This is a genomic window from Flavobacteriales bacterium (assembly GCA_016715895.1).
Classification (GTDB): Bacteria; Bacteroidota; Bacteroidia; order Flavobacteriales_F; family PHOS-HE28; genus PHOS-HE28.
In genome coordinates this window covers 273,511-294,504 of record JADJXH010000003.1, presented here as the reverse complement: position 1 = coordinate 294,504, position 20,994 = coordinate 273,511, and the positions used below count along the sequence as shown (strand labels likewise).

Sequence of the window (20,994 nt, the reverse complement as noted above, 5' to 3'; positions counted from 1 at the left end):
GGTGGATGGTCAGGGAACAACTCCGACCATGAGGTTGTGCGTGGATGACCATCAGGGGTCGGGCAACTCCACGGACAACCCGTCATGGGCCAGCTCCACGCCATCCGGCAGGGTCGGCTGCACCTCGGCGTGCGGCCCCAGCAGATGGCTGATGTGGGTGAAGAAGGTGCGCCGCGCGGCCAACTCCCGGGCCAGGTCCAACGCCTCCTCCAGGTTGAGATGCGCCGCATGAGGCTCGTGCCGCAGGGCGTTCAGCACCAGCACCTCCGATCCGCGCACCCGCTCCTTTGTGGCCTGCGGCAACTGCTTCGCGTCGGTGATGTAGGTGAGGCCACCGATGCGGAAACCCAGCACCGGCATGCCCAGGTGCAGCACGTCAACGGCTTCGAGGCCGATGCCGGCAGCGGTGAAGGGGCCGGCGGTGATCGGGTGCAGCTCCAGCTCGGGCACGCCGGGATAGCGCACCTCCGCGAACGCGTAAGCGTAGATCCGACGCACGGCGGCGAGCGTGGCCTCGGAGGCATGGACCGGCATCACCGCGTGCTGGCGGTGGTTGAAGCTGCGCAGTTCGTCCATGCCGCTGATGTGGTCCATATGCTCATGGGTCAACAGCACCGCATCCACATGGTCCATCCCGGCACGCAGGCTCTGCTGACGCAGGTCGGGGCCGGCATCGATCAACACGGACCGCCCGCCCACCTGCAGCCAGCCCGCCGTCCGCAGGCGCCGATCGCGCGGATCGGTGCTCATGCAGACCGCGCAGCGGCAGCCGATCACCGGCACGCCCTGGCTGGTACCCGTTCCGAGGAAGGTGAAGCGCATGAAGGGTGCGCAAAATACCCCATCGCCGGGCGCTACCTTCGCCCGCGCTCGGAGAGGTGGCAGAGCGGTCGAATGCGGCGGTCTTGAAAACCGCTTTACCCGCAAGGGTAACGGGGGTTCGAATCCCTCCCTCTCCGCCAAGCCGCCCCGCGAAAGCGGGGCGTGTTCGTTCCCGGCAGCGGGGCGATCGCGATCGACCGAGCGGACGGAACGAACACACGCGGACGCGAAGCGGGCGCGGCTTGAAGCCTCCCCCCAACGGGATGCGCAGCCATCCCTCCCTCTCCGCCAAGCCGCCCCGCGAAAGCGGGGCGATCGCGATCGACCGGGCGGACGGAACGAACACACGCGGACGCGAAGCGGGCGCGGCTTGAAGCCTCCCCCCAACGGGATGCGCAGCCATCCCTCCCGACGCGCCGAACCGCTTGTTCAGCACGCACAGGGCGCGGGAACGGCTGCGCTGCTCCAAGGAACGGCGGTGGAACGCCCCGCGACCGTCCTACCTTTGAAAGCATGTCACGCTCGATCCTCCCGCTCGCCCTGATGTCCCTTGCACTACCCGTCGGTGCTCAGTCGCTTCCGGAGTTCATTGTGGAGGCGCGGCGCTTTGACGTGCCCGGGCAGGGTCCCTTCGTGGACCTCAGCGTGGCCGTGCTCGGCACATCGGTGTACCATGAGGATTCCGCCGCAGGCTTGTCCCAGGCCCGGTTGGAACTGGTCGCGCTGATCGAGAGCTCCGGCAGCATCGTGGACCACCGGAAAGTGGAGCTCACCGGCCCACCGCGCATCACGGAGCTTCCTCCCGATCTTCTGTACACCACGGCCTTCGCCCTTCCATCCGGTGACCATATCCTGGAGGTGCAGGTGCGCGACCTCCAGGGAGCGGACTCGGCCCGCATCGAACGCCGCCCCCTTCTCCTTCCGGCCCTCCCTGCCGGACCGACCTTCTCGGACGTGCTCCTCGTTTCGGGCACCGGCCAGGAAGGAGCGTCCGGGCACACCCACGCCGGTCGCACCTTCATCCCGTTCGTGGGGGCCTACTACCCCAGCTCGGTGGAACGGCTGGACCTCTACGCCGAGCTCTACGGGATGGACGACCGGCTTGGCGGGGACAGCCTCTACCTGCTGAGCTACCAGATCGAGGGACAGGGAACGGGCACACCGGTCGGCGCGTTCCGGGCTGCCGCGCGGGTGAGGGCGCGTGCCGTGGAACCGGTGCTCGGCGGCTTCGACATCCGCTCGCTGCCCAGCGGCAACTACGTGCTGGCCTTGGAGGCGCGCGACCGCTCCGGACAGCTCCTCGCCCGCACCGAACGGTTCCTCCAACGCAATAATCCGATCGCCTACGGGATGGACGACCTGTCCACCGTGGCGATGGGCGGCACCTTCGCCGACCGCATCACCGAACCCGACAGCCTCGCCGAGTTCATCCACTGCCTGCGTCCCATCGCCGATGACCTGGAGCGCAAGATGATCGATGATCGCTGGAAGGACCGCGAGATGGACCTCATGCGCCGCTTCTTCTACAGCTTCTGGTTCAACCGCAATGGAATGGACCCGGAAGGGGCATGGCGGGCCTACCGCGCCGAGGTGGTTCGGGTCAATCGGATGTACGGTTCGCGCATCAAGCGGGGGTACGAGACCGATCGTGGCTACGTGCATCTGAAGTACGGAGCACCCAACACGATCGTCGACCGGCCCAGTGACATGGGGGTCTATCCCTATCAGATCTGGCACTACTACCGCGCAGGGCGCTACACCGACCGCCGGTTCGTGTTCTACCTGCCGGACATGGTGACCAACGACTACGAGCTGCTGCACTCCGAGGTCCCCGGTGAGATCCAGAACCCCCGGTGGAACCAGGTGCTCCACTCGCGCGACACGCCCATGAACAACGTGCAGCCCGGCTCGGTGAACAGCCTGAGCGGTGAGCGGACGGACGAGTTCTTCCTGAACCCGCGCTGACGGAGGCGCCGACTCGGCCATCTTTGCCGCCGCACGCCCCCATGCGCGATACGGCGATCGTGATCCTCAACTGGAACGGCCAGGCCTGGCTCCAGCGCTTCCTGCCCGGTGTCGTGCGCGAGGCCGAAGGCGCGGAAGTGGTGGTGGCCGACAACGGCAGCACCGATGGCTCCTTGGACTGGGTGCGCACGGCCATGCCGCAGGTGCGGGTGATCGCCCTCGACCGGAACCTCGGGTTCGCAGGGGGGTACAACGCCGCCCTGGCGCAGCTGGAGGCCCCGTACTTCGTGCTGCTCAACTCCGACGTGGAGGTGCGTCCGGGCTGGCTCTCCGGCATGCGCGCCCTGTTGGATGCCGACCCGCGGATGGCGGCCTGCCAGCCCAAGGTGTTGGCCCATGCCCACCCCGACCGCTTCGAACACGCCGGCGCAGCGGGGGGATTCATCGACCGCAACGGCTACCCCTTCTGCCGCGGGCGGATCTTCGAGATCACCGAGACCGACCACGGGCAGTACGACGACGACCGCGAGGTGTTCTGGGCCACCGGCGCCTGCCTGATGGTGCGGGCGCGCGCCTTTCGCGAGAGCGGCGGCTTCGACACCTCCCTGTTCGCGCACATGGAGGAGATCGACCTGTGCTGGCGGCTCAGGCGACGGGGCTGGCGCATCGGCTATACGGCCCGCGCCAGCGTGCTGCACGTGGGCGGTGGGGCGCTCGGCTACGGGAGCCCACGCAAGACCTACCTCAACTTCCGCAACAGCCTCATCGTTCTCACCAAGAACCTCCATACAGGCTGGCTGCCCGGCCGTTTGCTTCGCCGGTTCCTGCTGGACGGTGCGGCCGGATGGAAGTTCCTGCTGGAAGGGCATGGCGCGCACAGCTGGCAGGTGGCCCGTGCGCATGTCCACTTCATCGGCCGGCTTCCGGCCCTCCTCCGCGAACGCGCCAGGCTCATGGACCAGGAGCGGGAACCCGACCTCACGGGCATGTACACCCGCAACATCGCGTTCGACCGGTTCATCCTCGGGCACGCCCGGTTCAGCGACCTGCCCATGGAGGCCTTCGTGCGGCGTCCCTAGAGGATGGGACGACGCAGCAGGTGCTCCACCGCCAGGCGGTAGCTCTCCGCGCCGAACCCCATGATGCTGCCCACGCACACGGCCCCGACCAGGGAGGTGTGGCGGAACGGCTCGCGCGCGAGCAGGTTGGTCAGGTGCACCTCCACCACGGGCACGGACACGGCGGCCACCGCGTCGCGCAGGGCCACCGAGGTGTGGCTGTAGCCCCCCGCGTTGATCACCACCCCTGTGTACACGCCATCCGCCTCGTGCAACCAGTGGATCAGCTCACCCTCCAGGTCGCTCTGCCGGTGATCGATCCGGTGCTTCGGGAACGCTTCGCGCAAGCCGGACATCAGGCCCTCCAGGTCGGTGCTGCCATAGACCGAAGGCTCGCGACGACCAAGAAGGCCGAGGTTGGGGCCGTTGAGCACCAGGATGTCCGCCATGCGGGCGAAGTAACGAAAGGCCCGCCCGATGGCATCTTTGTACGGTGGACTGGCCCCGCGCGCTCAACCTGTTCCGCACCCACCTGAGGCTGGAGCGCTCCCTGAGCGACCGCACCGTGGAGGCCTACCTCTCCGACCTCGCCAAGCTGAGGACCTTCGCCGAAGCCCGTTCGCCCGCCCTGCCGCCTGATGCGCTTCGGCTCGATGACCTGCAGGCCTTCCTCATGCATGTGGTGAAGCAGGGGCTCGGCCCACGCAGCCAGGCCCGGCTGCTCAGCGCCGTCCGCGCCTTCCATCACGCGCTGCTCGTCGACCGACGCATCGACACGGACCCCACCGAACTGCTCGAGGCACCGCGGCTCGGAAGGCACCTGCCGGAGTTCCTCAGCGTGGCCGAGATCGATGCCATCGTCGCGGCCATCGACCTGTCCAAGCCCCTGGCCCATCGCGACCGCGCCATCGTTGAAACGCTGTATGGATGCGGCCTGCGCGTGAGCGAGCTCTGCGGCTTGCGCATCAGTGACATCCACGGCCCCGAGCGGTTCATCCGCGTCATCGGCAAGGGCGACAAGGAGCGGCTGGTGCCCATCGCAGCCCATACCCTCGACCGGATCCGTGACTACCAAGAGCACGAACGGCTGCATCAACCCGTCACCACACGTGCCGGGGATACGCTCTTCCTGAACGCCCGTGGCGGAGCGCTGTCCCGTGTCGCGGTGTTCAACCTGGTGCGCACCCTCGCCACCAGGGCCGGCATCCCCAAGACCATCAGCCCGCACACCTTCCGCCACAGTTTCGCCACCCATCTTGTGGAGGGCGGCGCCGATCTTCGGGCGGTGCAGGAGATGCTCGGCCACGCCAGCATCACCACCACGGAGATCTACACCCACCTGGACCGCGAATACCTCCGAAGCAACATCCTGCAGCACCATCCCCGCGCCCGGGGGAGAGCGGCGGATTGATCAGTTCAGCTTCGCCAGGGCACCCCGGGCGGCCAGCGCGCGCGTCACCGCGTCCATCAGGGTGGCCACCTCGCCCCGGATCCGGCCATCGTACGCCTCGTCCCAGTCCATCCGCCCGTCCAGCGGGTCGAACCGGGCGATGCCCATCGGCAGGTCGAAGAAGGACAGGTCCATGTCAGGCACCTGCTCGAACAGCGTCATTTCGATGAAGACCTCCTTGATGCTGTGGTCCCCTTCCCAGATCGGTCCATGCGTGGTGACCGTGAAGCACTTGGTGACGTGCCCCGGCATCACGAAGCGGATCACGTAATCCGCATTGTTGTCCAGCAGCAGCTCGTAGCGCCCGTTCTGGCCGGTGGTGAGGGTCCGCACGCGCTCACCGTTGCGGTACACGCGCACCTGTGCCTCGGCCAGCGGCGCCGCCGTGAACTTGTCGGTCACCATGCCGACGATCCTGAGCTGGGCCGCCTCCGCGGTCGAAGCGAACCACAGGGTGGCCAATAGGATCAGGTCTCGCAGACGTTGCATCCGGACGGTGGTCCGGCTGGTGCACGGACCGGGCGGCGAAACTATCCGCGTCACCCACGGGATCCAAGGCCCCGATCCGCTCCCGGCCGGTGATCGATCAACAGCCGGATGTGCACAACCTCGCATCCACCGAAAAGCAGCGGGGCGGCCCGAAGGACCGCCCCGCTACCTGTATTCTGGTGGGATCACTGCACCACGATCCGCTGCTCGCTGGTCCGGTCGTCCGTGCTGACGCGCAGGATGTAGGTGCCGGCCATGAGGGCTTCGGCGCCATCGCGCACCGGGTTCATGCCGGTGTTCAGCGTGCGCCGGCCGCTCCACACCACGCGACCCGTGGCGTCGAAGAGCTCCAGACGCGCATCGGTCGCCATCGCCGGCCACACGATGGACAAGCTGCCTTCGGTCGGGTTCGGGAACACCGTCCAGCCGTCCACCGAAGCTTCCGCGAGCGCGGTGCTGATGGCAGCGGACAGGCAGATCTCGAAGTTGCCGCCGCCGCCATACTGCGTATTGGAGTACACCCGCACCACATGGTCCGTGTTCGGGGCCACCGTGACGTCGTATGCGGCGATCGGGCCGATCTCACAGCTCACCTCCGCACCGTTGCACCCATCGTACACCACCACCACGGCATCGCCCATGCTGATGTTGTTGAAGGTGATCGTTACAGCATTGTTCGGCCCGGAGTTGAACGAGTACCACATGTCGAGGTAGGTGCCCGTGGTCGTGTCACAACTGGGATCACCGGCGTCCTGGGTCGCCTGCACGTTGTTGCCCAGGGCGCTGTTCTGCGGGCAATCCGTCACCGCCCACACCGGCAGGCCGATGGCGTTGGCGCAGTCATCGTTCGCCGGAGGACCGGCACAGGCCGCTGCGCTCACCGCGATGGTGTACGGGCCGGTGGTGCCGGATCCGAACTGACCCACCGGCAGCCAATACGTGCCGGGCTGCAGGTTGACGAACGCGATGGTGATGTTGCCGTCCGGACAGGTGGTGAAGTCGAAGGTGCCCGCATAGAACGTATCCGCCAGGCAGGTCGTCCACACGATGTAGGCCTGATCGAACACCGGGGTCGTGCCGCAATAGGACACGGTGACGTCCGCACAATCGGACAGCGTGAAGGCATGCCACACCTTGGGTACGTTGTCGTCCATCGGCGAACCGGGGACCGCATCACCCGTGGCCGTCGCGCCCACGGTGGTGCCGGAGAAGTTCACGCTTCCGCCGACGGCGAGCGGCTGGGGCGTCACGTTGGCGCAGTTGTCGTTCGCCGGGGCCGCACCACCGCCGAACACGCAGATGTTGAAGTCGGTGGTCACCGGGATGTCCGTATAGAAGTGGTACACCCGGACGTGATACGTCTGTCCGACGGTCAGTCCGGTGGCCTGGATCACTTCGGTGCCCCCTTCCAGGGTCGCATCCGCGCAATCGATGCTCGTCGGGTTCGCACAACCGCCGGAGAAGAGCTCGACGACCGCATCGAGCGAATCAGAGCCGGCCACTTCCACCGTGAGCTGCGCGGCCGTGGCCACGAAGCTGAACCACACATCATCGTTCGCATCACCGGTGAAGCCGTTGCAGGAAAGCGCCGGCAGGGACTCGGTGGCGTTCGCGACATCACCGGTCACATACTGGCAGGTGGTGCCCGCCGTGAGCGACGTGGCCCCTCCGCAGTCATCATTGGGAGGTACACCGGCACAAGCCGTGGCCGTCAGCTCCAGGGCGTACGGGCCGGTCGTGGTGGAACCGAACTGGCCGATGGGCAGGTAGTAGGTGCCTGCCGGCAGCGCATTGAAGAACACCGTGCCATTGCCGTCAGCGCAGGTGGTGAAATCAAAGGTCCCCAGGTTGAAGGTGCTCGCCGGGCAATCCGTCCACACGATGTAGATCTCGTCGAACACCGGCGTGGTGTTGCAATAGGATACCTGCACGTTGGCGCAATCGTTCAGGGTGAACGCGTGCCAGACCTTGGGAATACCATCGTCCATGTCGGACAGGGGCACCGCATCATTGGTGGTGGTGGCGCCCACGGTGGTTCCGCTGAAGTTCAGCGACCCGCCCACGCTGAGCGCCTGGGGAACGATGTTCTGGCACTGGTCATTGGACGGTGCGATACCGCCGCCGAAGACGCAGATGGTGAAGTCCGTGGTGGCGGGAAAGCCCGCGGCGTAGTCGTACACACGCACATAGTAGGTCTGCCCCACCGTGAGCCCTGTGGCCTGAATGGTCTCCACCCCATCGGCCACCGTGGCGTCGGCGCAGGCGATGTTGGTGCCGTTGCACGCTCCGCTGCGCAGGTCCACCACCGCATCGAAGCTCGCCGAGCCGTCCACCTCGATGGTGAGCGACGCCGCCGTGGCCACGAAGCTGTACCACACGTCATCGTTCGCGTTGCCCGTGAAGGTGGCACAGGTGAGCGCGGAGATGGACTCCGTGGCCCCCGCCACATCACCGGTCACCGGTGTGCAGGTGGTGTTCACCGGCAGCTGCTGGGCACCGGCGCAGTCGTCGTTCGCCGGGGCCGCACCGCACGCGGTGGCGTTCAGTTCGATGGAGTAGGGACCGGAGCTTCCGGCACCGAACAGGCCGATGGGGATGTAGTAGCTGCCGGCCGGCAGCTGCGCGAAGGTCACCGTTCCGTTGCCGTCCGCACAGGTGGTGAAGTCGAAGGTGCCAAGGACCCCCGCATCGGCCGGGCAGGCCGTGGCCAGGGCGATGTAGATCTGATCGAACACCGGTGTGGTCCCGCAATAGTCCAACGTCACGTTCGCACAGGTGCTCGTGGTGAACCGATGCCACACCTTGGGAATGGCGTCGTCGAAGTCACCGCCGACCACCACATCGTTCGTGACCGTGGCCCCGGCGGTGCTGCCCGTGAAGTTGAGGGTGCCGCCAACGCTCAGGTTTTGGCTCACCACGTTCGCGCACTGGTCGTTGGCCGGTGGCGGGGGCGTGCCGAACACGCAGATCGTGAAGTCCGTGGTCGGTGCCGCACCCGTGTAGTAGTCGTACACCCGCACGTAGTAAGTGGCTCCCACCGTGAGGCCCGCCAGGGAGACTTGCTCGATGCCGTCCTCCACCGTGGCGTCGGCACACCCGATGTTGGTGCCGTTGCAGGCCCCGCTGCGCACATCCACCACGGCATCGTACTCAAGCGACCCGTCCACCCGAACGGTCAACGCGGCCGCCGTGGCCGTGAACTTGTACCACACGTCATCATCGGCATCGCCGGTGAAGGTGTTGCACGTGATCGCAGCGAGGCTGTTGGTGGCCCCGGCCGCGTTGCCCGCCACAGGGTTGCAGGTGGCGCCCACCGTGAGGGTGATGGCGCCGGGACAGTTGTCGTTCACCGGAGCGCCACCCCGGAACAGCCCGGTTTGGGCCGGGCGCTGCGACTTCACCGTGCCACCGGTGTGGATGGCCAGGTGCTTTTCGCCGGGCGACGCCGCCCGATCGGGGCCGGACTTGCGTGCGGCAGGGTGCCGTTCGATGTCCTGTTTCATTCGTTGCGCGGAGGTGTCCAGGGCCGCCAAGGCCAAGGCCGCCACCGCGATGCTCATCGCGTATGGTCTGATCATGAAGATGGGTGTTGAGGCGTCGAAACTACCCGACACCGACACACGCATGACGCACCGCTCCTGGAACTTATCGACAACCCTCAGCGCCGCACCACCACCGGCTTCCGCAGCACGCCGCCATCCCGGGAGCGGACCTCCAGCACATGCGCCCCCGGGGACAGGCCGGCCAGCCGCACACGCTGCACAGGTTCGCGCGTGGCCATCTGCCGCATCAGCACCCGTCCATCGGCGCCCACCAGCACCAGTTCATCGGCCGGGAAGCCGTCAGGCAGCTCCACCTGCAGTTCATCCCATGCCGGCACCGGATACACGCGGAGCTCCTCCGCATCGTCGCCGGCACCACCGGGCACCGTCGCGATCGCCCCGCTCTTCCCCAGCGCGTACTCCCCTTGCAGCAAGGAGTCCAGCTCCATGTACCCCGTGCCGTTGGTGAGCGAGCCGGCCACCACCACTTGATGGGGATAGGTGGTCCATGGCTGTCCGGGGTGTGCACGGTACAGCACCGCGGCACCCGCCTCCGTAGCATCGTACAGGTCGTGGTCCAGCTGGCTCACCGAGGCCCCGTAGTAGTTGATGCGTGCCGAAAGGTGCGTCCCCGCCGGCCAGAGCCCATCCACCACCCAATAATGCGTGCCGCTGATGGCCTCCACTTCCGCCGTGGTCTGCGAGGCCTCCGGCGCGGCCCAGATATGGTCGATGCGGAACAGTGCCGAATCCGGGACCGCCTCCGGGAAGAGGCGGAAGTCCACCCGCGGCAGCGTGGAACTGAAGCTCTCGCCCGGGCGGATGACGAACTCATGGTCCATGCGTGCCTGGTTCAATCGCCGGTGACCGTTCACCACGGCCATCACCGGTTCGAACGGGGTGGTCAGGCTCACTGCGCTCAGCTCGCCGTCAGCCACCACCTGATGCTCGCTGCGCTGCCAGCCTTCGCCGATCAGGGTCACATCCAGGGGTACCGCTTCGTGGAAGCTGGTGGTACCGCGCAGTCGTTGCCGGAGCGTCAGGTCCACCGCCCAGGATCCGCCCTGGGGTGCCGCGCTCATCGCCTCCACCACGAACACACTGAATCCCGGCGCGAAGACCCAGGCATCGAAGAAGGCATCAAGGTCCGACCCGGTCGCCTGCTCCAGGGCATCACGGAATCCCGCAGCGTCCAAGGCCGTGTCCGCGAACACCTGTTGCACACCGGTCATGGCCTGCCGGAACAGCGTGTCGCCCAGATAGCCGCGGAGGTTGTGCATCACCGAGGCCCCCTTGTAGTACGTGTGATGGCCATAGATGTAGGGATCCGGCATCGGCGAAAGGGGCTGGAAGCCTCCGTCCTGCAGGTGACTGTTCTTCAATACATCATACTGGTTGTTCAGCACGGTGGTGATGAACTGGTCATGTCCGTACACCCATTCATCCACCAGGTGGCCGCTGTATTCCGCGGGACCTTCCTTGAGCCACATGTCGTTATGGATGTACGGGGTCACGATGTCGCCCCACCAATGATGACCGAGCTCGTGGCTCAGGAGCTGCCTGTTGTCCGAGACCGGCTGCCCGGTCATGAACTGCGGGTAGGCGATGTTGGTGGGGATCTCCAGGGCCCCATCCGTGGTGAGCACATAGCCCACCCGACCCCATCCATAGGGGCCATACCAGTACTCGCAGGCATCGATGGCACCGCCCAGATCGCCGAACCGCGCCACCATGCCGGCCAACTGGGCCGGTTTGGCGCTCAGGGTCACCGGAATGGTGCCATAGGCGCCCGCATGCAGGTAGGTGCTGTCCACATAGCTGGACACCGCGATGGCGGAGACGTGCGTCGGCAGGGCGCGGCCGATGCCATAGGACCGGACGACCGTATCGCCACCGAGCTGCACTTCACCCAGGAAGTCGCCCTGGCCCCGAAGCCGATAGGTGCCTGCGCTTTTCACATGGTAGGTGTAGGTGGCCCGTTCGACGAAGGAGTCGAAGCACGGATACCACACCTTCCCGAAGTTGGGCGGAATGGTGCTGATGCCGATGCCCAGGTTGTAGACATACCCGCTCTCGAAGTAGAAGCCCCCCCAGTCGGGATCGCGATGCGGGCTGCCCTGATAATGCACCGTCAGGGTGCGCTGCTCCCCCACGGCCGGCGCACCCAGCAGGTCCACGGTGAGGAACTCGCCGTCGTAGGCGTGGGGATGGACGCCCGATCCGCTCGTCACCGAATCCACCATCAGGTCGTACAGGTCGAACCGGATGCTGGTCTGCCCAGGCAGCCGCGGCGTGAAGGTCACCGCACAGGCTCCGCTGAGCCACTGGTCCTGGACGCGGGTCACATCCAGGCTGATGTCGTAATGAAGGATGTCGAACGTGTCGCTCCGTGCGATGGTCTGATCGATCTGAGTGCGCTGCAGCGCGCTCAGTTCGGGCCCGGGACGATAGGGCTCGTGCAGGATCCGGCAGCCCATCCGGTAGGGCTGCGCCCACGCTGCAAGAACGAGCAGAATGGTGAGGAGGGTGGTGGTGATGCGCATGGATCAACGTTCGGTCCGCACGAAGCTACGATCCGGTTACCTTCACCCGCAGGGCAACCACCCTTCAGCCCTGTTCGTCACACCCCCAAACCGGAACCACATGCACCGCCTTGTTGCGCTCGCCTTGCTTGTCCTGCCAGGACTGATACCCACGGTGAAGGCCACTCACATCATGGGCGGTGAGCTCACGTACCGCTGGCTCGGCGGGACGGATTACCTCGTCAGTCTCGTCCTGTACAGGGACTGCGCCGGCGTTCCGGTGGTCTCCCAGGAGAACGTGTACGTCTCGTCAAGCACCTGCGGCTATAGCCAGTTGCTGCCCGTGAGCCTGGTCGACACGGCCGTCATCGCATCGCCCTGCGCGGGGCTGTTGTCCACCTGCGACGGGGGGCAGGCACCTGGCATGGAGGTCTACGTCTATCGCGACACCATCGCACTGACCCAGGCCTGCCCGGATTACGAATTCACCTGGACCACCTGCTGCCGGAACGCGGCGGTGACCAATCTCGTGGACCCGAGCACACAGAACGGCTTCCTGCAGGCATGGCTCAACACCGTCGATGGCCCGGGCAATTCCGCACCGGTGTACCAGGAGCTCCAGATGCCCTTCATCTGCTCCAATGTGATGTTCTGCCAGGACAACAGCACCTTCGATGTCGATGGGGATTCGCTCGTGTTCAGCATGGTGCCCGTGCAGAACGGAACGCTCGGACCCGCAGCCTACGCCGCGCCCTTCAGCCCCACGGACCCTTTTCCGACCGTGAACGGCCACGCGTTCGATGTGTCCGGTGGCAACCACTGCGCCATCCCCACCACGGTCGGTGCCTGGGTGGTGGCCTATCGCATCGACGAATACCGCAGCGGGGCGTGGATCGGCAGCACGATGCGCGAGGTGCAGCTGTGGGTGGTGAACTGCCCGTCCGCCATGCTCGGCTTCACCGGCACCGTGATGGACTCCACCGGCACCCCGGTCAACAGCGGCACGGTGGAACTGTGGGAGTACGGGCTCAACAGCCTCAGTTCCACGCTCATCGCCACCACCCCGGTGAACGCACAGGGGGAATATGCCTTCTCCGGCCATCCGAACGGTCAGTACATCCTGCGCGCCATTCCGGATACGATGAACACGCCGGGCCACGCCACCTCCTATCACCTCAACACCCACTATTGGGACTTCGCCGAGGTGCTGGGCGCGGTGTGCGACACCACGCTTCCCGCGGACATCACCCTGGTGGGTGTGGGCAACCTGGCCGGCACGGGATACGTGAGCGGTTATCTGGGCGACCTCGGCATCGTGCGCAGCCAGCAGGGCACGCCCTGGGAAGGCGTCAGTGTGTTCCTGGAGGCCTGGCCGTCGCACGAACCGGTCGCCATCGACCGCACGGATGCCGATGGACTTTTTGCCTTCGCGAATGTGCCCTTCGGTGAGTACCGTGTGGTCTTCGACCATCCCGGCCTGCCGATGCTGGGCCATTACCGCTTCACGGTAAGCCCCCAGGATCCGAGCTATACGGGGCTTGACCACGGGGCCGACCCGAACGGCTTCTTCCCCACCGGCATCTCCACAGGCCTGGCCGAACCTTCGCCGCTCAGCCTGGTGATCTCCCCCAATCCCGTGGGCCAGGGTCGGGTGACGATCGGAGGCCTGCCCGATGGTCCGGCGACGCTGCTCGTGGAGGACGCCACCGGTCGCACCGTGGACGTGCAGCGCACGATGGTCAGCAACGGCCGGACGACGATGGCCACCGACGGCCTCCCGGCAGGCACCTACCTGATCCGGATCGCGGGCGCCGGCGCCATCCGGCTCCTGAAGCAGTGAGCGGCGACGGAGCGGGCATCCCTCGTTGGGGATACCCGCTCCATCGCTCATCCATCCCGCTTCGTCGAGATCGGCATAGCAACCGGGCCCGATGCACGTATTGTTGTGTGCATCGTCCGACCCGGGCGATCGCTCAACCCCCCTCGCCCATGAACCATCCCCGCATCCTGGTCGTCGAGGACGAAGCCCTGATCCGCAAGGACATCGAACGCAGCCTCACCCTGCTGGGCTATGATGTGGCCGGCAGCACCGGCGATGCGGAGGAAGCGGTGCATCTGGCCATGGAACAACGGCCGGACATGGTGCTGATGGACATCCGTCTCCGCAGCGCCATGACGGGCATCGACGCCGCCAAGGTGATCCGCACCGACATGGGCATCCCCGTGGTCTTCCTCACCGCGTTCTCGGAGGACAGCACGCTCAACGAGGCCAAACTGGCGGAACCGCTGGGCTACATCGTGAAACCCTTCACCGAGGCCGCCCTCCGCTCCAACATCGAGATCGCGCTCTTCAAGGGCGGAGAGGAGGTCAAGCTCCGCATGGAACGGGACCGGCTCATGCGCTCAGTGGGAAAAGGGCAGGACGACGACCACGTGTTCATCAAGCACAAGGGACGTTCGGTACGCGTGGCCTTCCGCGAGATCGAGCACATCGAGGCGCTGAAGGATTATGCCTCCTTCCACCTGAAGGACCGCCGCTACGTGGTGCACGGCACCATGCAGGAGTTCGAGGCCATGCTGCCCGGGCGCGACTTCATGCGCATCCATCGCTCCCACATCGTGCGGCTTGACCGGATCCAGAGCATCGACGATGGCGATGTGATCCTGGAGGGCGGCGGCAAGCGCATCCCCATCGGGCGCACCTACATGAGCCGCCTGCTGGCGCTCATCCCCCAGGTCTGAGCACGCTCCTGCGTGGCGTGCCTACCTTCGGGCCGTGGAGCGCCTTCGCCCGGCACGTGCCGCCCTGCTCATCGCCCTGCTCGTGCTGGGCGTCGTGGGACGTGATCGGTGGCACCTCGCCCTCCACGCGGACGACGCGGCGCATGCCGGCAAGGGACCGGGGATCAAGGAGGCCTGCTCCATCTGCTCTGAAGGCCTTCCCACCGCGCTCACCGCCTGTTCATCCTCCACCGGGGTGGTGGCTCCCATCACCTGGGAAGGATGGCCGCCCTGCGTGCGGTCCGCGGATGCGGTGGAGGTGCGTATTCCTTCGGATCGCGGTCCTCCGCACCTGGGTTGATCCGCTTCCGGACCAGCACGGTCCGCGCAGCTTCGGGACCGCGCTCGCGCTCCCACCGCCTGGCCACATTGCCGGGCATGTCCCTTCCATTCAACCCTTCGGCGCACTGCGCCGGAACGACCATCATCATGAACCCGACGATCCACGCCGCCCTGCGCGGCCTTGCCTTCCTGCTCCTGATCATCACCCTCCTGCCATCCTGCAAGAAGGACGAACCCGGTGCGAGCGGCCCACCGGCCAATGAAGAGGAGCTCATCACCACCATTCGCCTCCACTTCCATTCGGTGGGCGGCACCGAGCACAAGCATTGGACCTACCGCGACATCGACGGCCCCGGCGGCAACGACCCCGTCCTTGAGGTGGACAGCCTGTCGTCCGATTCCGTTTACCACGTGGAGATCGAGGTGCTCGACGAAAGCGTGAGCCCCGCCGACACCATCACCGCCGAGATCGAGGCTGAAGGGGCCGACCATCAGTTCTTCTTCCAACCCAGCGGCGTGAACATCACCGTCGCCTACGACGATGCCGACGTGAACGGCCGGCCCATCGGACTGCGCTCGATCTGGACGATCGGTGCTCCCGGCAGCGGATCCATGCTGATCACCCTGCGCCACGAACCGGACAAGACGGCGCCCGGCGTCTCCACCGGCGACATCAGCAATGCCGGTGGCGATACCGACATCGCACCGAACTTCACTTCCGTGGTGGTGGATTGACCGCGGCCGGAGCCTGAACGGAAGGCGGGCACATGCCCGCCTTCCTCATTCCCGCTCGTCCGGTGCGATCTTCGACACATGCATCGCAGATGGTTGTTCGTCTCGGTCGGCCTCGCATGCGGGCTGAGCGGCGCCGAACTCGTGCTCCGCGGCCTGGGTCGCCGTGACCATCCGCTGTTCGAGGCCGATGCGCGCTATGAGTACCTGATGCGGCCCCACCAGGATGTCCGGTACGGACGCATCCACTACGTCACGAACGCCCTCGGGCTCCGGTCACCGCCGGTGGGGCCCAAGCGTGGACGACGGGTCCTGGTCATCGGCGACTCGGTGATCAATGGAGGGCAGCAGACCACGCAGGACAGCCTGGCCACGGAAAAGGCCGCGCGGCGCACAGGCGTGGAGGTGATCAACCTGAGCGCGGGGAGTTGGGGGGCGGACAACGCCATGGCCTGGATCCGGGCACACGGCCTTCTCCACGCGGACGCCTTGTTCATCGTCCTGAGCAGCCATGATGCCTACGACCGGATGACCTTTGAGCCTCTGGTCGGCCATCATCCCTCCTACCCCGCGGAACGACCGCCACTGGCCCTGGTCGCCGAGCTGGCGCGCCGGACCCATCGCTTCCTGCACCGGAAGCCGCCCATGAGCCCCCGCACGTTCGCAAGCGGATGGCGTGCCCTTCGGGATACGGCGCTGGTGCACGGGCTTCCCCTCACCGTGATCCTTCATCCGGAATTGGGCGAACTCGCCATGGGCCGGTACGACGACCGCGGCGCCAGGATCCTTGATTCCCTCGCAGCGTGGCGGGTGCCCGTGGTACCCTTGCTCGGTCGCATGGACAGCGCGATGTACACCGACCGCATCCACCTGGACGATCGCGGCCAGGCCACCCTCGCCGATGTCCTTGTGGAACAGATCGGCCGCTCGACCCGCACGAATACCTTCGGCCATGATCCGTCCCCTGCCACCCGCTGACCTGTTGGAGCAGGCGGACCCCGTCCCCTTGATCGATGTGCGTTCCCCTGCGGAACACACGCACGGGCACATCCCTGGAAGCACCAACCTGCCGTTGTTCTCGGATGCGGAGCGCAGCGAGGTCGGCACCTGCTACAAGCAGCGCGGACGGGATGAGGCCGTCCTCCTTGGGCTTCGCCTCGTGGGGCCCCGGCTGGACGACCTTGTGGAGCGGGCCCGGAGCATCGCGCCGGACGGACGCATCGCCGTGCACTGCTGGCGAGGCGGAGAGCGCAGCGCCAGCGTGGCCTGGCTCCTCGACAAGGCCGGCTTCACCGAGGTGCTTACGCTTCGCGGTGGGTACAAGGCGTTCCGCCGTCACATCGCCGAACGCTTCGCCCGCCCATGGGACCTGCGCGTGCTGGGCGGCTACACGGGCAGCGGCAAGACGGAGCTTCTGGCGCTGTTGAAGGAAATGGGCGAGCAGGTCGTGGACCTCGAAGGGCTCGCGCGGCACAAGGGTTCGGCCTTCGGTGGACTGGGGCAGGTCGGACAGCCCACCACCGAGCATTTCGAGAACCAGCTCTGGGAGGCCCTTGGCGGAATGGACCCGACCAGGCCGCTGTGGGTCGAGGATGAGAGCTTGTTGATCGGCCGGGTGAGGATCCCGGACGACTTCTTCGCACGGATGCGAAGTGCCGACCTCTACTTCATCGACATGCCGATGGAGGACAGGGTCAAAAGGCTTGTGGACGAGTACGGCGGCACGACCGTGGAGGAGCTCAAGGAACCCGTGCGCAGGATCGAGAAGCGGCTGGGGCCTCAACACTGCAAAGCCGCCTTGGAGGCCTTGGACCGCGGCGACCTGGCCGAGGTCGCGCGGATCACCCTTCGCTACTACGACAAGGCCTACCTCCGGGGCGCAGGTGAACGCGATCCCGCGCGTGTGTGGACCATCCCGGGCCGGGCGAACGATCTTCGCGGCCTTGCCCAACGCCTGGCCGAACATGTCCGAGCCGAACACATCCCCTGACGATCCGGTGCGCCTCACCCAGTTCAGCCGCGGCTCGGGCTGCGGCTGCAAACTGGCACCCGACCTGCTCGACCGCATCCTGCGGAGCGACCGCCTCCACCACCCCGATCCGCGATTGCTCGTGGGCCCTGCGACCAAGGATGACGCGGCCATCTATGCCCTGGATGGTGACCAGGCGCTGATCAGTACCGTGGACTTCTTCACCCCGGTGGTCGACGACGCGCGTCTGTTCGGTCGGATCGCCGCGGCGAACGCGTTGAGCGACGTGTATGCCATGGGCGGTTCGCCGCTGTTCGCCATCGCCGTGCTGGGCTGGCCGGCCGACAAGCTGCCGCCCGAGCTGGCCGCGGACGTGATCGAGGGCGGGCGTGATGCATGCCACGAAGCGGGCATTGCCCTCGCGGGCGGCCACAGCATTGATGCGACCGAACCGTTCTTCGGACTGTCCGTCACCGGATCGGTCCTTCGCGCGCATGTGAAACGCAATGACACCGCGCGTCCCGGTGATGTGCTCCTGCTCACCAAACCGCTCGGATCCGGGGTGCTGGCCACCGCCTTGAAACGCGGCCAGCTCGATGATGCAAGCCGGACAGTGCTTGGCGCCCAGCTCGCCGCGTTGAACCGTGCCGGCAGTACCCTGGGCCGGGTCGATGCCGTGCACGCCATGACCGACGTGACCGGCTTCGGTCTTCTGGGGCACCTGTGGGAGATGTGCGCGGGCTCGGGCTGTGCGGCGGAACTTGACTGGGACGCTGTGCCGATCATGGAAGGCGCGCGGGCCCTTGTGGCCCAAGGTGTCTATGCCGATGGAGGAATGCGCAACTGGAGGTCCGTGCATGCGCATGTGGAAGGCGCCGGATCCATGGAACGCATGATCCTCGCTTCCGACCCTCAGACCAACGGCGGTCTGCTGATCGCCGTCGATCCGCACGAACAGGCGTCCGTGCAACGGCTGATCGAGGACAGCGGAGCGATGTCCACGTGTATCGGAACGATCGCAGCGGGACCGTCAAGGATCCGGATCCGATGAGCGGATCAGGGCGCGAGGTCGGATCTTTCACCATCCTTCTCTCCACAAGGTTGTAAGTTCGCGCCTGTTCTCTGTTCCATCAGGCTCACTTAACCCCAAGGAAATGGCAACGAAGCGTTTCTCTGAAAAAGACATTCAACAACTCCTGCAGCATTACCGCGGCGAGCGCCGCCGGCTGGCCTACCAGCTGGAAGGTGTGAAGAAGGCCCTTCGCGAGCTGCGCGCCCTGCGCGCCGGAACACCCGTTCCGGGCGAGGCGAAGAAGTCGGCCCGCAAAGCGGCCAAAGTGAGCAAACGCAAACCTGGCCGTCGGAAGAAACGGACCGTTGCCGGTGGTGGATACCGCCTCAGCGGATGGGACACCGCGATCATGACCGCCGTGACCAACAGCAACCGCATGATGACCAAGCAGCAGCTGTACGATGTCGTTCGCAAGTGGGCCAGCAAGAACGAACCGAAGACCTCCGCGGCCGAGACGGAGGCCAAGTTGACGCGTGCGCTCCAGAAGCTCAGCGGTCGCCGTGGGCTCCTTGGCACCTACCGCACCGGTCTGCAACGTGGCTACCACTACGGCCTGAAGGACTGGTTCTTCAAGAGCACCGGGAAGCTGAGGCCTTCCCACCTGGACAAGCTGGTCATCGAACGGTGAACCCGATCGTCGAATGACGAAGGGCGGCCGATCGGCCGCCCTTCGTCATTCGGGCCATCCATGTCCGTGGCGTACCTTCGGAGTTGCCGATGAAGAACATCCTTGCCGCCGTCGATCTTTCACCCATCACCGAGGAGGTGCTGCGCATGGCCGGTGACCTGGCCCTCGAGCGTGGGGCCACCCTGTGGATCGTGCATGTGGCCGCTCCGGACCCGGACCTTGTGGGGTTCGAGCCGGGGCCGCAGCACATCCGGGATCATCGCGCGCACGAACTGCGCGACGAGCACCAGGAGCTTCAACGGCTCGCTGCGGAACGCTCCGCAGCTGGCGTCGACGCGCGGGCCCTGCTCGTGCAAGGTCCCACCGTGGCCACCATCCTGGACCAGGCCGAACGGCTTCACGCGGAGCTCGTGGTGCTGGGTTCCCACGGCCACGGGGCGCTGCACCGGCTGTTCGTGGGCAGTGTCTGCCAGCAGGTGTTGGCCGCCACGCGCACACCCCTCCTCATCGTCCCCTCTCCCGCCAGCGCATGACCCGTCGCGGTCTGCCGCTGCTGACCATCGTGTGCTCCGGATGGCTGCTGTCCGGTGGCGTCTGCCTGCCGACCATGCGCTCCGGACCGCCTCAGGTGGAGGGCATCACGCTTCCTGAAGGGTTCCGCATCGGTGTGTTCGCCGATAGCGTGACGAACGCGCGCGCCATGTGCTGGGGCGACCGGGGCACCCTCTTCGTGGGCAGCAAGGCGGAAGGAGTGGTGCATGCGCTGACCGACATGGACCGGGACGGTCGTGCCGACATCCACCGGATCATCGCACGGGACCTGCGGATGCCCGCCGGTGTGGCCTTTCGGGATGGAGCGTTGTACGTGTCCGCGGTGGACCGGATCCTGCGCTTCGATTCCATCGAGCAGCGGCTCGATGCCCCTCCACGACCCGTGGAGCTTCCGCAACGCTTCCCCGATGAGGACCACCACGGGTGGAAGTTCATCGCCTTCGGTCCCGACGGCCGGTTGTACGTGCCTGTCGGAGCCCCCTGCAATTCCTGCCTGAGCGAGGACGGTCTGTTCGCCACGATCACCAGCATGACCGCGGATGGCAGGGACCTGCGCATCGAGGCGCACGGGGTGCGCAATTCCGTGGGGTTCGACTGGGACCCTGCCACCGGGCAGCTCTGGTTCACGGATAACGGTCGCGACTGGATGGGCGATGATGCCCCGGACTGCGAGCTGGACCGTCTGGAGCAACGTGGCCTGCATTTCGGGTATCCCTATTGTCACGCAGGCGCCATCCCCGACCCGGAGTTCGGCGCGGAACACCCGTGCAGCACCTTCACCGCTCCGGCCGCCCGGCTCGGGGCGCATGTGGCCCCGCTGGGCATGCGCTTTCTTCGGGGTGCCGCGTTCCCTTCGAGGTACGAGGGGGCCATGCTCATCGCAGAGCATGGCAGCTGGAACCGGAGCACCCCTGTCGGATACCGGGTGGTGGCCGCCTTTCCGGAGCCCGATGGCACGGCCCGTACGGAGGTCTTCGCCGACGGCTGGCTCACGGGGAACCGGGCATGGGGCCGGCCCGTGGACGTGCTGGTGGCCCCGGACGGGAGCGTGCTCATCAGCGACGATGCCGCCGACATGATCTACAGGGTGTGGTACGAAGACCCGTCCAAACGATAGCTTTACTATCACA

18 protein-coding genes and 1 tRNA gene are annotated in these 20,994 nt (G+C 66.4%); 14 read left to right on the top strand and 5 right to left on the bottom strand.

The window, feature by feature from the left end:
• Nucleotides 1-51 precede the first annotated feature (51 nt).
• On the bottom strand, nt 52-822 hold the full coding sequence (locus IPM49_01455) for an MBL fold metallo-hydrolase (protein ID MBK9273190.1): 771 nt from the start codon (nt 820-822) through the stop codon (nt 52-54).
• A gap of 50 nt (nt 823-872) precedes the next feature.
• Here IPM49_01455 and IPM49_01450 point away from each other — a divergent pair.
• The 3 genes from IPM49_01450 (at nt 873) to IPM49_01440 (ending at nt 3,866) form a co-directional block, all read left to right on the top strand.
• Nucleotides 873-962, top strand: a tRNA-Ser gene (locus tag IPM49_01450).
• A 373-nt stretch (nt 963-1,335) separates the two neighbouring features.
• Nucleotides 1,336-2,787, top strand: a complete 1,452-nt coding sequence (locus IPM49_01445) for a GWxTD domain-containing protein (GenBank protein ID MBK9273189.1) — start codon at nt 1,336-1,338, stop codon at nt 2,785-2,787.
• A gap of 41 nt (nt 2,788-2,828) precedes the next feature.
• Nucleotides 2,829-3,866, top strand: a complete 1,038-nt coding sequence (locus IPM49_01440; GenBank protein MBK9273188.1) for a glycosyltransferase family 2 protein — start codon at nt 2,829-2,831, stop codon at nt 3,864-3,866.
• Here the strand turns inward: IPM49_01440 and aroQ are convergent.
• A complete protein-coding gene (aroQ, locus tag IPM49_01435; protein MBK9273187.1) occupies nt 3,863-4,294 on the bottom strand; it encodes a type II 3-dehydroquinate dehydratase in 432 nt (143 codons plus the stop codon). The two genes, IPM49_01440 and aroQ, sit on opposite strands and share 4 nt — an antisense overlap.
• Nucleotides 4,295-4,338: 44 nt before the next feature.
• Between aroQ and IPM49_01430 the strand changes: the two genes are divergently transcribed.
• The gene (locus tag IPM49_01430; GenBank protein ID MBK9273186.1) at nt 4,339-5,256 is read left to right on the top strand and encodes a tyrosine recombinase; all 918 of its coding nucleotides are present in this window, start codon (nt 4,339-4,341) and stop codon (nt 5,254-5,256) included.
• Here IPM49_01430 and IPM49_01425 read toward each other — a convergent pair whose 3' ends face one another.
• The 3 genes from IPM49_01425 to IPM49_01415 all read right to left on the bottom strand — a co-directional run bounded on the left by IPM49_01425 (nt 5,257) and on the right by IPM49_01415 (nt 11,869).
• Entirely contained in the window at nt 5,257-5,784 is a 528-nt protein-coding gene (locus IPM49_01425) for a carboxypeptidase regulatory-like domain-containing protein (GenBank protein MBK9273185.1), read from the bottom strand. It lies immediately after the preceding gene.
• Nucleotides 5,785-5,969: 185 nt separating this feature from the next.
• Nucleotides 5,970-9,344 carry a T9SS type A sorting domain-containing protein gene (locus IPM49_01420; protein ID MBK9273184.1) on the bottom strand — a complete coding sequence of 1,125 codons (3,375 nt, stop codon included), beginning with the start codon at nt 9,342-9,344 and terminating at the stop codon, nt 5,970-5,972.
• Nucleotides 9,345-9,442: 98 nt separating this feature from the next.
• On the bottom strand, nt 9,443-11,869 hold the full coding sequence (locus tag IPM49_01415) for a hypothetical protein (GenBank protein ID MBK9273183.1): 2,427 nt from the start codon (nt 11,867-11,869) through the stop codon (nt 9,443-9,445).
• A 100-nt stretch (nt 11,870-11,969) separates the two neighbouring features.
• Between IPM49_01415 and IPM49_01410 the strand changes: the two genes are divergently transcribed.
• The 10 genes from IPM49_01410 (at nt 11,970) to IPM49_01365 (ending at nt 20,981) form a co-directional block, all read left to right on the top strand.
• Nucleotides 11,970-13,688, top strand: a complete 1,719-nt coding sequence (locus tag IPM49_01410) for a hypothetical protein (protein ID MBK9273182.1) — start codon at nt 11,970-11,972, stop codon at nt 13,686-13,688.
• Nucleotides 13,689-13,837: 149 nt separating this feature from the next.
• Nucleotides 13,838-14,590 carry a response regulator gene (locus tag IPM49_01405; protein ID MBK9273181.1) on the top strand — a complete coding sequence of 251 codons (753 nt, stop codon included), beginning with the start codon at nt 13,838-13,840 and terminating at the stop codon, nt 14,588-14,590.
• A gap of 34 nt (nt 14,591-14,624) precedes the next feature.
• A complete protein-coding gene (locus tag IPM49_01400; protein ID MBK9273180.1) occupies nt 14,625-14,930 on the top strand; it encodes a hypothetical protein in 306 nt (101 codons plus the stop codon).
• Nucleotides 14,931-15,007: 77 nt separating this feature from the next.
• Nucleotides 15,008-15,646: a type 1 periplasmic binding fold superfamily protein gene (locus IPM49_01395; GenBank protein ID MBK9273179.1), complete on the top strand. Its 639-nt coding sequence runs from the start codon at nt 15,008-15,010 to the stop codon at nt 15,644-15,646.
• A 78-nt stretch (nt 15,647-15,724) separates the two neighbouring features.
• Complete coding sequence (locus tag IPM49_01390; protein MBK9273178.1) at nt 15,725-16,621, top strand: SGNH/GDSL hydrolase family protein; 897 nt, start codon at nt 15,725-15,727, stop codon at nt 16,619-16,621.
• A complete protein-coding gene (gene mnmH, locus IPM49_01385) occupies nt 16,596-17,633 on the top strand; it encodes a tRNA 2-selenouridine(34) synthase MnmH (GenBank protein MBK9273177.1) in 1,038 nt (345 codons plus the stop codon). The genes IPM49_01390 and mnmH overlap by 26 nt, the downstream gene beginning before the upstream one ends.
• Nucleotides 17,608-18,663 carry a selenide, water dikinase SelD gene (gene selD / locus IPM49_01380; protein MBK9273176.1) on the top strand — a complete coding sequence of 352 codons (1,056 nt, stop codon included), beginning with the start codon at nt 17,608-17,610 and terminating at the stop codon, nt 18,661-18,663. Before mnmH ends, selD begins: the two co-directional genes overlap by 26 nt.
• A gap of 103 nt (nt 18,664-18,766) precedes the next feature.
• Nucleotides 18,767-19,312 carry a hypothetical protein gene (locus tag IPM49_01375; GenBank protein ID MBK9273175.1) on the top strand — a complete coding sequence of 182 codons (546 nt, stop codon included), beginning with the start codon at nt 18,767-18,769 and terminating at the stop codon, nt 19,310-19,312.
• An 89-nt stretch (nt 19,313-19,401) separates the two neighbouring features.
• Nucleotides 19,402-19,845: a universal stress protein gene (locus tag IPM49_01370; GenBank protein ID MBK9273174.1), complete on the top strand. Its 444-nt coding sequence runs from the start codon at nt 19,402-19,404 to the stop codon at nt 19,843-19,845.
• Nucleotides 19,842-20,981, top strand: coding sequence for a PQQ-dependent sugar dehydrogenase (locus tag IPM49_01365; GenBank protein MBK9273173.1), 1,140 nt, complete (start codon nt 19,842-19,844; stop codon nt 20,979-20,981). Before IPM49_01370 ends, IPM49_01365 begins: the two co-directional genes overlap by 4 nt.
• The last annotated feature ends 13 nt before the right edge of the window (nt 20,982-20,994 follow it).

Bases quoted from the DNA above. Each gene is read 5' to 3' on its own strand.
- IPM49_01365 (MBK9273173.1), top strand. From the start codon at position 19,842: ATGACCCGTCGCGGTCTGCCGCTGCTGACCATCGTGTGCTCCGGATGG.
- IPM49_01375 (MBK9273175.1), top strand. From the start codon at position 18,767: ATGGCAACGAAGCGTTTCTCTGAAAAAGACATTCAACAACTCCTGCAG.
- IPM49_01390 (MBK9273178.1), top strand. From the start codon at position 15,725: ATGCATCGCAGATGGTTGTTCGTCTCGGTCGGCCTCGCATGCGGGCTG.
- IPM49_01405 (MBK9273181.1), top strand. From the start codon at position 13,838: ATGAACCATCCCCGCATCCTGGTCGTCGAGGACGAAGCCCTGATCCGC.
- selD (MBK9273176.1), top strand. From the start codon at position 17,608: ATGTCCGAGCCGAACACATCCCCTGACGATCCGGTGCGCCTCACCCAG.
- IPM49_01440 (MBK9273188.1), top strand. From the start codon at position 2,829: ATGCGCGATACGGCGATCGTGATCCTCAACTGGAACGGCCAGGCCTGG.
- IPM49_01425 (MBK9273185.1), bottom strand. From the start codon at position 5,784: ATGCAACGTCTGCGAGACCTGATCCTATTGGCCACCCTGTGGTTCGCT.
- IPM49_01370 (MBK9273174.1), top strand. From the start codon at position 19,402: ATGAAGAACATCCTTGCCGCCGTCGATCTTTCACCCATCACCGAGGAG.
- IPM49_01415 (MBK9273183.1), bottom strand. From the start codon at position 11,869: ATGCGCATCACCACCACCCTCCTCACCATTCTGCTCGTTCTTGCAGCG.
- aroQ (MBK9273187.1), bottom strand. From the start codon at position 4,294: ATGGCGGACATCCTGGTGCTCAACGGCCCCAACCTCGGCCTTCTTGGT.
- IPM49_01445 (MBK9273189.1), top strand. From the start codon at position 1,336: ATGTCACGCTCGATCCTCCCGCTCGCCCTGATGTCCCTTGCACTACCC.
- IPM49_01455 (MBK9273190.1), bottom strand. From the start codon at position 822: ATGCGCTTCACCTTCCTCGGAACGGGTACCAGCCAGGGCGTGCCGGTG.
- mnmH (MBK9273177.1), top strand. From the start codon at position 16,596: ATGATCCGTCCCCTGCCACCCGCTGACCTGTTGGAGCAGGCGGACCCC.
- IPM49_01410 (MBK9273182.1), top strand. From the start codon at position 11,970: ATGCACCGCCTTGTTGCGCTCGCCTTGCTTGTCCTGCCAGGACTGATA.
- IPM49_01420 (MBK9273184.1), bottom strand. From the start codon at position 9,344: ATGAGCATCGCGGTGGCGGCCTTGGCCTTGGCGGCCCTGGACACCTCC.
- IPM49_01395 (MBK9273179.1), top strand. From the start codon at position 15,008: ATGTCCCTTCCATTCAACCCTTCGGCGCACTGCGCCGGAACGACCATC.